10 protein-coding genes and 1 pseudogene are annotated in these 13,055 nt (G+C 66.7%); 8 read left to right on the forward strand and 3 right to left on the reverse strand.

The window, feature by feature from the left end:
- Positions 1-111: 111 nt before the first annotated feature.
- Positions 112-1,176, forward strand: a pseudogene (locus J7024_RS09465) (IS701 family transposase); the annotation flags it as partial.
- 176 nt (positions 1,177-1,352) lie between these two features.
- Here the strand turns inward: J7024_RS09465 and J7024_RS09470 are convergent.
- Positions 1,353-2,246: a LysR family transcriptional regulator gene (locus tag J7024_RS09470; protein WP_124828400.1), complete on the reverse strand. Its 894-nt coding sequence runs from the start codon at positions 2,244-2,246 to the stop codon at positions 1,353-1,355.
- A 130-nt stretch (positions 2,247-2,376) separates the two neighbouring features.
- Here J7024_RS09470 and J7024_RS09475 point away from each other — a divergent pair, with 130 nt between their 5' ends.
- The 4 genes from J7024_RS09475 to J7024_RS09490 all read left to right on the forward strand — a co-directional run bounded on the left by J7024_RS09475 (position 2,377) and on the right by J7024_RS09490 (position 6,614).
- On the forward strand, positions 2,377-3,708 hold the full coding sequence (locus J7024_RS09475; RefSeq protein ID WP_124828399.1) for an MFS transporter: 1,332 nt from the start codon (positions 2,377-2,379) through the stop codon (positions 3,706-3,708).
- A gap of 8 nt (positions 3,709-3,716) precedes the next feature.
- On the forward strand, positions 3,717-4,814 hold the full coding sequence (locus J7024_RS09480; RefSeq protein ID WP_124828398.1) for a M14 family metallopeptidase: 1,098 nt from the start codon (positions 3,717-3,719) through the stop codon (positions 4,812-4,814).
- Between the two features lie 154 nt (positions 4,815-4,968).
- Entirely contained in the window at positions 4,969-6,114 is a 1,146-nt protein-coding gene (locus J7024_RS09485) for a porin (protein ID WP_124828397.1), read from the forward strand.
- Between the two features lie 65 nt (positions 6,115-6,179).
- On the forward strand, positions 6,180-6,614 hold the full coding sequence (locus J7024_RS09490) for a DoxX family protein (protein ID WP_175750395.1): 435 nt from the start codon (positions 6,180-6,182) through the stop codon (positions 6,612-6,614).
- A 12-nt stretch (positions 6,615-6,626) separates the two neighbouring features.
- Here J7024_RS09490 and J7024_RS09495 read toward each other — a convergent pair whose 3' ends face one another.
- Entirely contained in the window at positions 6,627-7,544 is a 918-nt protein-coding gene (locus tag J7024_RS09495; RefSeq protein WP_124828395.1) for a LysR family transcriptional regulator, read from the reverse strand.
- 299 nt (positions 7,545-7,843) lie between these two features.
- Between J7024_RS09495 and J7024_RS09500 the strand changes: the two genes are divergently transcribed.
- The 3 genes from J7024_RS09500 to J7024_RS09510 all read left to right on the forward strand — a co-directional run bounded on the left by J7024_RS09500 (position 7,844) and on the right by J7024_RS09510 (position 11,378).
- On the forward strand, positions 7,844-9,160 hold the full coding sequence (locus J7024_RS09500; protein ID WP_124828394.1) for an MFS transporter: 1,317 nt from the start codon (positions 7,844-7,846) through the stop codon (positions 9,158-9,160).
- 150 nt (positions 9,161-9,310) lie between these two features.
- Complete coding sequence (locus J7024_RS09505; protein WP_124828393.1) at positions 9,311-10,561, forward strand: MFS transporter; 1,251 nt, start codon at positions 9,311-9,313, stop codon at positions 10,559-10,561.
- A gap of 205 nt (positions 10,562-10,766) precedes the next feature.
- On the forward strand, positions 10,767-11,378 hold the full coding sequence (locus J7024_RS09510) for a cysteine hydrolase family protein (protein ID WP_124828392.1): 612 nt from the start codon (positions 10,767-10,769) through the stop codon (positions 11,376-11,378).
- A gap of 40 nt (positions 11,379-11,418) precedes the next feature.
- Here the strand turns inward: J7024_RS09510 and J7024_RS09515 are convergent, their stop codons facing one another.
- Entirely contained in the window at positions 11,419-13,044 is a 1,626-nt protein-coding gene (locus J7024_RS09515; protein ID WP_175750396.1) for an amidohydrolase, read from the reverse strand.
- Between the last annotated feature and the right edge of the window lie 11 nt (positions 13,045-13,055).

Genomic DNA, 13,055 nt, shown 5'->3' on the forward strand with positions numbered 1-13,055 from the left:
GGCCATGATCGCAACAAAGCGGGCGTTTCGTGCCACCCAAACGGACTAGTATTACTGTGTCAATAAATTCATGCCGCTATAGGGACCTCTTCATCCGTGGCGTGAGGAGTGATGGACTGGGAAACGTCGTTCGAGGCGTATCTGGCACATTTGTGTGAAGCGCTTCGGCATAACGATCGCGAATCAGGATTGAAGGGCTGCTATTGCCAAGGGCTGATGCTGCCGATTCGGCGCAAGAGCGTCGAGCCGCTGGCGGCACATCTGGAACCGGAGCATGCGAGCGCGCGATACCAGTCGCTGCATCATTTCGTGGCGAAGTCGGAGTGGTCCGATACGGCATTGCTCGAGCAGGTGCGACGCTGGGTGCTGCCGCACATGCACCCGGCTGGCGGGTTGTACTGGATCATTGACGACAGGGGTTTCCCCAGGAAGGGTAGACATTCGGTCGGCGTGGCGCGGCAATACTGCGGTCAACTGGGCAAGCAGGACAACTGCCAAGTGGCGGTGAGTTTGTCGGTGGCGACGGAGGACGCGAGCCTGCCGGTGTCCTATCGACGATATCTGCCGCGTGAATGGAGTGACGACCCCACGCGACGACAGAACGCCGGCGTGCCCGAGAAAATCGAGTTTGCAACCAAACCGGAGATTGCGGCCGGGCAGTTGCGAGAAGCCCGGCAAAGCGGCGCGCCCGACGGTATCGTGTTGGCCGATGCGGGCTATGGAGACGACACCTCGTTTCGCGAGGCCGTCAGCGAGCTCGGGCTGCAATATGCGGTGGGCATTCGCTCGAACACACGCGTATGGGCGCCGGGCACGGCGCCTCTACCGCCCGAGTCCTCCGTGGGGAAGTCGGGTCGGCCGCGTGGCTTGTTACGGCGCGCGCCGGGACATGAGTCGATCGGAGTCAAGGGTCTGGCCTTGGTGCTCGATGGCTCGCGTTATCGCACGGTGACATGGCGCGAAGGTACGTGCGCCGCACTCAATTCGCGCTTTGCCGCCGTGCGCGTGCGTGCTTCACACCGCGATTACTGGCGCTCCACACTGTGCGATGAGGAATGGCTGCTGATCGAATGGCCCGAAGGTGATGCGGAGCCACTCAAATATTGGCTTTCGACTTTGCCCCCAGACACGCCGCTCGAACGTCTGGTTCATGTTGCCAAGATGCGCTGGCGTATCGCTGCATACATCGCCCGTCGGCTCCCGCGATGTCCGTATTGTTCAGTGTCCAATGCTAATTTATTGACACAGTAAGGCTAGCCGCGGCGGATCGGTGCGGTGACGAGGTGGCGTACCGGGCATCGTTGCGATGCCCGGTTACGCGCGAGAGGAAGAGGGAAAGGACGGGAGACGCGTCAGCGCGTCGTGAGCACGTCGCGCACGCAGTCGATGAATTGCGCGGCGGCCGGCGTCAGCGAACTGCCGCGCCGCTGGATCGCACACATCTGCAGCACCGGCATCGGATCGTCGAGCTCGACGGGCCGGATGCCCATGCGCTTGAATACTTCGTCCGCGAGCGGCTCGACGAAGAAGCCGACGTGGTCCATCTGGGCGACCAGCGCGAGCGCGGTCGAAATCGAATCGCCATGCACGACGCGCGACGGCACCGGCAGCCCGAACGCGCCGAACAGCCACTTGGTCGCCGACATCGGATCGTTGCCGTCGCCGGGCAGCACCCATTCAGCATCGAGAAAATCGCGCACGGCGCGCCGGTTGCGCAACGGGTGCTTGTTGCGCACGCCGAGCATCAGCCGCACGGGCGCGAGCGGTTCGCTGACGAAGTCGTCGTCAAGTGTCTGCGGGTCGACATGCATGATCGCGAAGTCGGTCTGCGCATCGCGCAGCCGGGCGAGCGTGCCGGGTAGCCCCGATTCGGTGACGTGCACTGTTACGCCGGGACGCCGCTCGCGCAGCAGCCGGTAGGCCGGTACGAACACCGTTTGCGCGAACGACGTGCTGACCGCGACGCGAACGTGCCCGAAATTGCCGTCGCGCAGTTGCACGATCTCGTCGCGGGCGCGCTGCATGTCGTCGAGCAGCAGCCGTGCGCGCGGCAGCAACGCCGCACCGTATTCGGTCAGCACGATGCCCTTGACGCTGCGCTCGACGAGCGGCGCGCCGATCTCGCGCTCCAGTTCGCGGATGATTTTCGTGACGGCCGGCGCCGACACGCCGAGCTGCCGCGCGGCTCCGCGGATGCTCATCTGCGCGGCCACGGCCACGAATGCATGCAGCTGGTTCGGTTTCATCGCATGCCCCATGGTGCTAACCAAATGGCAACGAGTGTAATGGATTGTTGTCTTTTCGGGCAACGCTCACCCGCCTAGAATGCGTCGCATATAACCAGTGCGATACCGCACCCAGAAGGAGACACCCGTCATGGAACCCCAACCGCAGGCCGGCGAGCAGACGCGCCGGACGATTCTCGCGACGACCGTCGGCAACGCGCTCGAGTACTACGATTTCACGGTCTATGGCTTTCTCGCGTTCATCATCGGCAAGCTGTTCTTTCCGTCGTTCGATCCGGCCGGCCAGTTGTTGCTGGCAGTCGGCACATTCGGGGCCGGATTCGTGATGCGTCCGCTCGGCGGCGTCGTGATCGGCGCGTATGCGGATCGCGCGGGGCGCAAGCCGGCGATGGTGCTGACCATCTTCCTGATGGCGCTCGGCTGCGGGTTGATCGCCGTGGCACCGACTTATGCGGCGATCGGCGTGGCCGCGCCGATCCTGATCGTCGTCGCGCGCTCGATCCAGGGGTTTTCCGCCGGCGGCGAATTCGGCGCATCGACGACCTTGCTCGTCGAGCATGCACGGCCGCGCACACGCGGCTACATGGCGAGCTGGCAGTTCGCGAGCCAGGGGCTCGGCGTGCTGATGGCCGCGCTGACGGTCGCGGTCCTGTCGTTCGCGCTGACGCCGGAAGCACTCGAACGCTGGGGCTGGCGTGTGCCGTTCGCGCTCGGGATGCTGATCGCGCCGGTGGGCGCGTACATCCGCCGCCGGCTCGAGGAAACCCACAGTGGCGAGCCCGCGCGGGCCGTGCCGGGTGGCGCGCGCCGCAGCGGCCGCGTCGCGACGCTGTGCCGCGACCACGGGCGCGCGGTCGTCGTCGCGATCATGGTCACGATGGGCGGCACGGGCGCATCGTATGTCGTCAGCTTCTATATGCCGACCTATGCGATCCGCGAACTCGGGATGAGCCCGGCCATCGCGCTGTCGGCCGCGGCGCTCACGGGGGCGCTGGCGCTCGTCAGCGCGCCGTTCGTCGGGCGCTGGTCGGACCGCGTTGGCCGCAAGCCGCTGATCGTCGGCGGCCGGATCGCGCTCATGCTGCTGATCTACCCGGCGTTCGCTTGGCTGAAGGCGTCGCCGACGCCGGGCGTGCTGTTCACGGTGGTCGGCCTGCTGACGGCCGTGCTCGCGATCCAGGCCGTGCCGAGCATCACGATCCTGCCGGAGATGTTTCCCGAGTCGGTGCGTGCAACGGGCATGTCGCTCGTGTACAGCGTCGGCGTCGCGGTCTTCGGCGGCTTTGCGCCGTTCATCAGCACGTGGCTCGTCCACGCGAGCGGCAACAAGGTCGCGCCGGCCTGGTACCTGATCATCGTCGCGCTCGTGTCGATGGCCGGCCTGCCGTATCTGCGCGACCGCACCGGTGAAGCGATCGACGCTCCCGCCGTATCCGGCGTTTCCTCCTACTCGAAGGTCTGACCCGCACCATGGAACGTACCCCTGTCACCCGCCATTTCTCCGGCTCCTATGCCGAAGCCCGCCGCAAGTTTCTCGATGCAGCCGTGCACCGGCACGCGACGCTGGAGTCGTTCGTGCTGCCCGACCTGCGCGGTGCGCTCGGCGAAACGCTGGCGATCGACGTTGCAGGCATCGGCGTTGCCGACGCCGAGCGGCTGCTGATCCTCAGTTCGGGCACGCACGGGCCGGAGGGCTTTTGCGGCTCCGGCTGCCAGATCGCCGCGCTGTTCGACGACGACCTGATGGCCCGGCTCGCGCGTGCCGGTGTCGGGCTGCTGCTGATTCATGCGGTCAATCCGTATGGTTTCTCGTACCTGCAGCGCACCAACCAGGACAACGTCGACCTGAACCGCAACCACATCGATTTCAGCGGGGCGTTGCCGGCCAACGACGCCTATCCGGAGGTCGACCGCCTCGTGTTGACGAGCACTTGGCCGCCGTCGCCGGACGACGAGCAGGCGCTCGCCGACTATATCGCCCGCAACGGGATGCTCGCGTATCACAGCGCGCTGAGCAGCGGCCAGTACGCGACGCCGGACGGGATGTTCTTCGGCGGCCGCGAGCCGACGTGGAACAACCGCACGATGCGAACGATCCTGCGCGAGCGCGCCGCGCATGCGACGACGATCGCATGGATCGATGCGCATACGGGGCTCGGGCCGCGCGGCCATGGCGAGAAGATCTACGCAGGGCGCAACGTCGCCGCCGAACTGGCGCGCGCACGCACGTGGTGGGGCGCGGACGTCGTCGCGCCGTTCGACGGCGAATCCGAATCGCCGGGCGTGTCGGGCCCCGTCGCGTCGATCGTGCACGATGAGTGCCCGCACGCGAACGTCGGCCTGATGGCGCTCGAATTCGGCACGTTGCCGTTCGACGAGGTGATTTACCGGCTGCGGGCGTCGCACTGGCTGCTCCGCCATCCGGATGCGCCGGCCGAGCTGCGCCGTCAGATTCTGCAGCGGATTCGCGACGCGTTCTATGGTGACGACGACGCATGGAAGGGCGCGATCTGGGGGCAGACCCGCACGGCGCTGTTGCAGGCGCTGATGGGGCTGGCCGCGGCATAAGCGTGGCAGGGCAGACGGCAGGACGCCGTCTGCCGATGGAAGGGCAGGCAGGGCGATTGCGTCGATCCGATCGCTCGGGCGATGGCGGAATCGTTCGTCAGCATCAATTAACCCGGCAGTACCCAAAAAATAAAATAAATATTAAGGAGATCTTATGAAATTAATAGGCATCATCGCGGCAGGCGTGGCGGCTTCGTTCGCCAGCGCCGCGCATGCGCAGAATTCCGTCACGCTGTATGGCACCCTCGACAACGGCGTGAACTACGTCAGCAACATGGGCGGCGGCAAGGCGTTCCAGGCCGTTTCGGGCACGCTGTATGGCAACCGCATCGGCTTCAAGGGCAGCGAGGATCTCGGCGGCGGGATGCAGGCGATCTTCACGCTGGAGAACGGCTACGACGCGAACACGGGGCGGCTCGGGCAGGGCGGCCTGATGTTCGGCCGGCAGGCGTTCGTCGGCCTGACCGGGCCGTTCGGCACCGTCACGCTCGGCCGCCAGTACGACGAGCTGAGCGGCGAGTATCTCGGATTGCTGGCGGCTGGCTGCAATTTCACCGGCTATCTCGGCGCCCATGCGGCCGATGTCGACAATCTCAACGATACGGCCCGCATCAACAATGCGATCAAGTACAAGACGCCCGATTTCAACGGCTTCTCCATGGCCGCGCTGTACGGCTTCGGCGGCGTGCCGGGCAGCTTTTCCTCCAATCGCGTGATCAGCGTCGGCGCGCGGTACACGCGCGGGCCGCTGACCCTCGATGCCGCCTACGAAACGGTCAACAATCCGGCCGTGACGCTGTGGGGCGCGGGCGCGAACCCGTCGCCGGGCGTGGCGTTCTCCACGGCTCTGCCCACGCCGATCTGGGGCGGCTACCAGTCGGCATCGAAGCTGCAGACCTACGGCGCGGGCGGCAGCTACGCGCTCGGCAACGCGACATTGCGCGTCGTGTACACCAACACGCGCTTCCAGAACATCGTGCCGACGCTGAACACGCCGTATCGCGGCAGCGCATCGTTCGACAACTACGAGGCAAACGTCACGTACCTGATTACGCCGGCCGTGTCGCTCGGTGCGGCATACACGTACACGACGGCACCCGACGCGAAGTACCAGCAGTTCAACGTCGGTGCGCAGTATTTCCTGTCGAAGCGCACGACGCTCTACATGGTCGGCATCTACCAGCACGCGTCCGGTCTCGACTCATACGGCCACCAGGCCGTTGCGCAGATCAACCAGACGACGCCGTCGTCGACCGCCAACCAGCTGCTGATGCGGATCGGCCTGCTCGTCAAGTTCTGATGCATCGCGCGGCGGCAGGCGGCACCGCGCGTTACCGATATTCAATGCGGATGGAGAGAGACACGATGTTCGAAGCAGGGTTTGAACGCTACCGCGACGCCACGATCCTGGTGGCGCGCGTCGCGATGATGTGGCTGATGGTGCGGTTCGGCTGGGACAAACTGATGGCCGTATCGCACACGGTCGACCTGATGGCCGGCTACGGACTGCCGTTTCCGGCGCTGGCGGCGGCCGTGGCGATCGGTGCCGAGCTCGGGATCGGACTGCTGCTGATGCTCGGCTGCGGCACGCGGCCGCTGGCGGTGCTGATGGCGGTGTATACGCTCGCGACCGCACTGACTGGCCATCGCTACTGGACGATGACGGGCGGCGCGCAGATGGCGAACGCGATCCATTTCTACAAGAACGTGAGCATCGTCGGCGGGGTGCTGCTGCTTGCCGTGACGGGGGCGGGCGCCTGGTCGTTCGACGGATGGCGTGCCGCGCGCCGCCGCGCCTGACGGATCCGCGCATTATCCCGCGTGCGGCCCCTTGACCGTCAGCCGGCAGACGGTCGCGAGCGCGAGCAGGTTCGGGTCGCGTTCGCGCCGGTGCAGGAAGCTCAGGCCGATCGTCTGGCGGATGGGCGGCCCGGCGAGCGGCACCAGCGCGATCTTGTGCGCAAAGAGGTCGCGCACGCGGCCGGGCAACAGTGCATGGCCGACGCCGCCTGACACCAGGTTGATCAACGAGAAGATGTCGCCCACGCGCATCACGACGTTCGGCGTGACGCCCGCGGCCCGAAACGCTTCCGTGAAGCCGTGGTGCGTCGCGAAGCCTTCGCCGAGCGACACGAACGGTTCATCGCGGCATGCGACGAGATCGATCGCGTCGCGCTGCGCGTACGGTGAATCGATCGGCGCGGCGAAGAACATTTCATCCTCGAACAGCGCGATCGATTCGATTTCGGCGTCCGGCTCGGGCAGCGCCATCAACGTCGCGTCGATCGCGCCTTGCCGGAGCTTGTCGAGCAGGTCGGCGTTCGAGCCGAGCACGAGTTCGGCCTGCAACTCGGGGCGACGCTCCTTCAACGCGATCACGACCTCGGGCACGGTGCGGATCGTCAGCGAATACAGCGAGCCGATCTTCAACTGCCCGGCACCGTAGCCGGCGGCTTCGCGGGTCGAGCGGATCCCGTTCGCCATCGTCTTCAGCACCTCGGCCGCGACTTCGGCGAGCACTTGCGCGGCGTCGGTCGGAATCAGGTTGCGTCCTTCGTGACGGAACAGCGCGCAGTGCATTCCTTCTTCGAGCGTATGCAGCGCGCGATGCACGCTGACGGTGCTGACGTTGAGCGCCTCGGCGGCTTTCGCGAGATTGCCGGCTTCCATGAATGCGAGCAGCACTTCGAGCTTGCGGAAGGTGATCTCTTCGTTGATGCGAGTGCGCATGGTCGGGGCAGCGGGAAGGGCGATCGATGATTCTGCCGCAGAACCCCGGGCACAACAATGCGCGAATATCCGGAATCGGCGCGTCGCGAGGTGGCGCCGCGAGACATTTAATCTGCGGTTAAGCATCCGCCGCTGCCGTTAATTGATGCAGGTTTTCGGTGTCCCTATCATCGGTTCATGCCGGTTATGCGTGGGGGCCGGATGCCTTTCTTCGTCCGGCCGCGCGCAGCGATTCACGATTGCCCGCCGCACACGGCGGCGGCCATGCGGTACGGCCCACGACACAGCAGGAGACAAGCATGCGGGACTCACGTCGGAACACGCGGCATCGGCAGGTGGTGGCTGCCGTCATCGGCAATACCCTCGAGTGGTACGACTTCATCGTCTACGGCTTTTTTTCCGGCATCATCGCGAGGCTGTTCTTTCCCGCAGAGAGCCAGTACGCATCGCTGCTGATGTCGCTTGCGACGTTCGGCGTCGGCTTCTTCATGCGTCCGGTCGGCGGCATCGTGCTCGGGCTCTATTCGGATCGCAAGGGCCGCAAGGCCGCGATGCAGCTCATCATCTTCCTGATGACGCTGTCGATCGCGCTGATCACGTTCGCGCCGTCGTACGCGACGATCGGCCCGACCGCGCCGATCCTGATCGTCGTCGCGCGACTGCTGCAAGGCTTCGCGACGGGCGGCGAATATGCGAGCGCCACGGCGTTCCTGGTGGAGAGCGCGCCTGCGAACCGGCGCGGGCTGTACGGCTCATGGCAGCTGATCGGCCAGTGTCTCGCGGTGTTCTCGGGCGCGGCGATGGGCGCGTGGGCCACGCAGTCGCTGTCGGACGCGGCGCTGCACAGCTGGGGCTGGCGCGTGCCGTTTGCGCTCGGGCTGCTGATCGGGCCGGTCGGTTTGTGGATCCGCCGTCACATGGACGAGACCGAGGTGTTCCTCGACGCGAGCAAGTCGGTCGTCGAGCCGCCCGCGAGCGTGTCACGCGTGCTGCGCGACAACTTGCGCGGCGTGCTCGTGTCGATGGGGCAGACGATCACCGGCACGGCCGTGTTCTACGTGATGCTCGTCAACATGCCGACGTTCGTGCACAAGACCTTCGGGCTGCCGCTCGACCAGGTGTTCAAGGCGCAGATGATCGCGGTCGCGTTGCTGACCGTGACGATTCCGGTGTCTGCGATCGTGTCCGACCGCATCGGCCGGCGCCCGGTGCTGCTCGCCGGGATGCTCGCGATGCTGACGCTCACCTATCCGCTGTTCTCGTGGCTCGCCGCGGCGCCGAGCATCGGCCGCCTGCTCGTGATGCAACTCGTGATCTGCACGATCATCGGCGTCATCTACGGCCCTGCGCCGACCACGCTCGCCGAGCAGTTCGCGACGCGCTCGCGTTCGACCGGCGTCGCGCTCGCGTACAACGTCGCGGTGATGGTGTTTGGCGGCTTCGCGCCATTCATCGTCACTTGGCTCACGCGCGCGAGCGGGTCGCCCGTCGCGCCCGCGTGGTACGTGCTGTTCGCGGCGTCGTTCGGGCTCGCCGCGACCGTGTTCATGCACGACGGTGCGCCGTGCGTGCTTGCCCGCCGGCAGTTTCGGGCCGAGCCGCTGAGCGCCGACTAGCTGCTTCCGGTCCGGGCCGGTCAGTTATCGGCGCATGCAGCGGACAGGCCATCGGCGCCGCCGATGGTCAGTATCGCGGACGGCGGCCTACCGGGGGCGCCGCCCGCTCATTACGCTTGGGCGATCATCCACTCCGTCCGGAAGGTCGCCATGTCCCGGCTCGATTACACGCTGCTCGGCCCTTGCCTGCTCGCCATCGCGATCGACGCGATGGGCTTCGGTCTCGTCTATCCGATGATGTCCGCGATCTTCAGCGATCCGCATGCGGGCCTCCTGCCGGCCGATGCCGGCGAGCACGCACGCAATTTCTACCTTGGTCTCGGCTACGGGATCTATCCGTTGTGCATGTTCTTCGGCTCGTCGCTGATGGGCGAACTGTCGGACCGCTACGGCCGCCGCCGGATCCTGCTGCTGTGCCTGCTCGGCCTCGCGGCTGGCTATGCGCTGATGGCGGCCGGCGTCTGGCACGCGAGCGTCGCGCTGCTGCTGGCCGGACGCGGGCTCACCGGTCTCATGGCCGGCTGCCAGGGCATCGCACAGGCGGCCATCTCCGATCTGAGCACGCCCGAGAACAAGGCATACAACATGAGCATCATGTCGCTCGCGTTCAGCGCCGGTGTGATCGTTGGCCCGGTGCTCGGCGGCGTTACGTCCGACCGGACGATCTCGCCGCTGTTCGACTACGGCACGCCGTTCGTGCTGGTTGCCGCGCTGTCGCTGATCTGCGCGTGCTGGACCTGGGCGTCGTATCGCGATACGGCCGCGCCGCGCGGCGATACGCGCATCGATTTGCTGCTGCCGCTGCGGATCGTGTGGGAAGCCGCGAGCCAGCGTAACGTCGTGTTCCTGTCGGTGGTGTTCTTCCTGATGCAGGTCGGCTACGGGCTCTACCTGCAGACCATCATGCTGTTGCTGCAGGCCAAGTTCGGCTATACGAGCGCGCAACTCGGGCTGTTCAGTGGCGTGATCGGCGTCTGTTTCGTATTCGGCCTGCTGTTCGTCGTGCGGCTGATGTTGCGTGTGTGGAGCGTGGTCGACATCGCGAAGACGGGGCTGCTCGTCGCCGGTCTCGGCCAGATCCTGTCCGCGCTGTTTCCGCACGAGCCGGTGCTGTGGGCCCTCGCGATGGTGGTCGGCTGCTTCGACATGGTCGCTTACACGACCATGTACACCGCATTCTCCGACGCCGTCAGCGAGGACCGGCAGGGCTGGGCGCTCGGCGTCGCGGGCTCGGTGATGGCCGTCGCGTGGGTCGTGACGGGCGCGCTCACCAACCTGCTGCCGGCATTCGGCGAGACCGGGCTGCTGCTGATCGGCGGCGCCGGCTTCCTGCTCAGCTTCGGGATGATGGCGTTCTACGGACGACGCAAGCAGGCCGGGGCGCGCGCGGCATTGTCGTAGGCACTCGCGTACAGGTTGGCCCGATTCTGTCGGACGTTGTCCTGCGGGCCGCTGTCGCGCGCGGCTGCGCGGCCCGACACTGGCGCTTCGCGGTCGCGGCAGGCCCGCCACCGGCGGTAAGCGGCCGAACGATCGCGTCCGGCGGCGCTGGCCCGACCGTACCGCCGTTCCGTTCGATGTGCCAACCTGGAGTAGAGAGCGACCCATGCAACATCCGACCATCCGCACCCTGGCCGGCGCGAGCGCGCCGACGTCGATCGACGCCGCCCGCACCGCGCTGCTGGTGATCGATTTCCAGAACGAGTATTTCAGCGGCCGCCTGCCGATTCCGGAAGGGCCGCGTGCGCTGGGCAACGCGCAGCGCGTGATCGCATTCGCCGATCGCGCGGGCATTCAGGTATTCCACGTGCAGCACGTCGGCGCGGCCGGCGGCCCGATCTTCGCGGACGGCAGCGACGGCTTCCGTTTTCATGCGGACCTGCAACCCGCGCCGCAGCACACGGTCGTGAAGAAAACGTCGGTCAGTGTGTTTCCGACGACCGACATCGACGCGCGCCTGAAGGCGGCCGGGATCGACACGCTGATCGTCACCGGGCTGATGACGCATGCATGCGTTGCCGGCGCGGCGCGCGATGCGGTGCCGCTCGGCTATGCGGTGATTGTCGTCGACGACGCATGCGCGACGCGCGACCTCGATATCGCGGACGGCAGCACGGTGCCGCACCGCGACCTCCATCGCGCGACGCTGGCCGCGCTGTCGGACACGTTCGGCGACGTGCTGACGACCGATCAGGTACTCGCGCTCGACGTCGCCTGACGCGCGTCTGGCCGGCGTCCGGCGGGCGCTCGGCCGGTGTTCAATCGGCCCAGCCCGGCGCGGTATACACGACTTCGCCGCGGAAGCAGGTCTCGAGCACGCGCGTTTGCGCGAACGTGCCGACCGGATGTTCGAACGGATTGCGGTCGAGGATCGCGAGGCTCGCGTCCTTGCCTGCTTCGAGCGAGCCTGTGCAATCGTCGAAGCGCAGCGCATACGCGGTGTTCACCGTGTAGGCCTCGAGCATCGTGAGCAGGTCGAGACGCTCGTGCGGATTCCACGGCGGGCTGTCGGGCTGGTCGATCAGCCGGTGCGTGACGCCGGTCTGGATGATCTGCATCGGGTCCATCGTGCTGACCGACCAGTCGGAACCCGCCGCGAGCATCGCGCCCGCGTTGCGCAGGCTGCGGAACGGATAGTTGCGGGCGGTGCGCTCGGCGCCGAGCAGGTCGCGATAGAACTGCTGCTGCTCCTCGCGCGCGGCCGTCCACAGGGTCTGGACGCTCGCGATCGCGCCGAGCCGGTTGAAGCGGCCCATGTCGGCCGGATCGACGAGTTGCAGGTGCGCGAGCTGCGCGCGGCGGTCGCGCATGCCGTTGCGGATCTGCACGTATTCGAGCGCGTCGAGCGTCATGCGCACCGCGCGGTCCGCCAGCGTATGGAAGTGCAGGTCGAAGCCGGCCGTATCGGCGAGCAGGCAGATTTCGTTGAGTGCGTCCTGGCGCCACAGCGCGAGGCCGCAGTCGTCGGTGCCGGCGTACGGTTCGAGCAGCGCGGCGGTTTTCGATTCGGGCACGCCGTCGACGAAGATCTTCACCGTATGCAGGCGCAGGTTGTCGCGCTCGTACTCGCGACGCCACGCGACGAAGCGCTCGATCTGTTCGCGCGGATCGCGGCGCGGGTTCGCGTAGAGGCCCGCGCTCATGTACGTCTTCAACTGGCCGGCACGTTGCGCGGCGGCATATGCCTTGAGCTCGGCCTCCTCGACGCGTGCGTCGAACCAGCCGGTGATCCCGTAGCCGTGCGTCATCGCATGCGCTTTCGCGAGCGACTTCGGATAACCGGCCGGACTCAGTTGCGGAATGATCGGGCAGACGCGGTAAAACGCTGCTTCGTGCACGACGCCGTTCGGCGCGCCCGACGCATCGCGCTCGTACACGCCGCCGGCCGGATCGGGCGTATCGGCCGTAATGCCGGCCGCTTCCAGCCCCTTCGTATTGAGACAGCCGCTGTGCACGTCGAAGCCGACCACGAGCAGCGGCCGATCGGGAACGATCCGGTCGAGCAGTTCGCGGCTCGGATACGCGCCGAACGCTGCGAGGTTCGCGCCGCCGAGATAAACCCACGGCTCGTTCGGCGTCGCGGCGGCGCACGCGCGGATGCGCTGCAGGATCGCATCCGGGTCGTTAATCCCGGACAGATCGAAGTCGCCGAGAATCTGATGGCCTTCGAGCGGGTGCGCGTGGCCGTCGATCAGGCCCGGCAGCATCAGCCTGCCGGCCAGATCGACCATGCGCGTCGCGGGGCCGGCGAGCGGGCGGATATCGTCGTCGCGACCGACGGCGACGATCTTGCCGTCCTTCGTGGCGAGCGCCTGCGCGAAGCGGCGCTGTGCGTCGCCGGTGTAGAGCAGGCCGTTCAGATAAACGGTGTCGGCGTGTTGCATGTGTCTCCTCC

Source organism: Burkholderia sp. WTPI3, from assembly GCF_021483755.1.
GTDB lineage: Bacteria > Pseudomonadota > Gammaproteobacteria > Burkholderiales > Burkholderiaceae > Burkholderia.

Coding starts and splice junctions, on each gene's coding strand:
- J7024_RS09470 (WP_124828400.1), bottom strand. CDS start 2,246: ATGAAACCGAACCAGCTGCATGCATTCGTGGCCGTGGCCGCGCAGATG.
- J7024_RS09475 (WP_124828399.1), top strand. CDS start 2,377: ATGGAACCCCAACCGCAGGCCGGCGAGCAGACGCGCCGGACGATTCTC.
- J7024_RS09480 (WP_124828398.1), top strand. CDS start 3,717: ATGGAACGTACCCCTGTCACCCGCCATTTCTCCGGCTCCTATGCCGAA.
- J7024_RS09485 (WP_124828397.1), top strand. CDS start 4,969: ATGAAATTAATAGGCATCATCGCGGCAGGCGTGGCGGCTTCGTTCGCC.
- J7024_RS09490 (WP_175750395.1), top strand. CDS start 6,180: ATGTTCGAAGCAGGGTTTGAACGCTACCGCGACGCCACGATCCTGGTG.
- J7024_RS09495 (WP_124828395.1), bottom strand. CDS start 7,544: ATGCGCACTCGCATCAACGAAGAGATCACCTTCCGCAAGCTCGAAGTG.
- J7024_RS09500 (WP_124828394.1), top strand. CDS start 7,844: ATGCGGGACTCACGTCGGAACACGCGGCATCGGCAGGTGGTGGCTGCC.
- J7024_RS09505 (WP_124828393.1), top strand. CDS start 9,311: ATGTCCCGGCTCGATTACACGCTGCTCGGCCCTTGCCTGCTCGCCATC.
- J7024_RS09510 (WP_124828392.1), top strand. CDS start 10,767: ATGCAACATCCGACCATCCGCACCCTGGCCGGCGCGAGCGCGCCGACG.
- J7024_RS09515 (WP_175750396.1), bottom strand. CDS start 13,044: ATGCAACACGCCGACACCGTTTATCTGAACGGCCTGCTCTACACCGGC.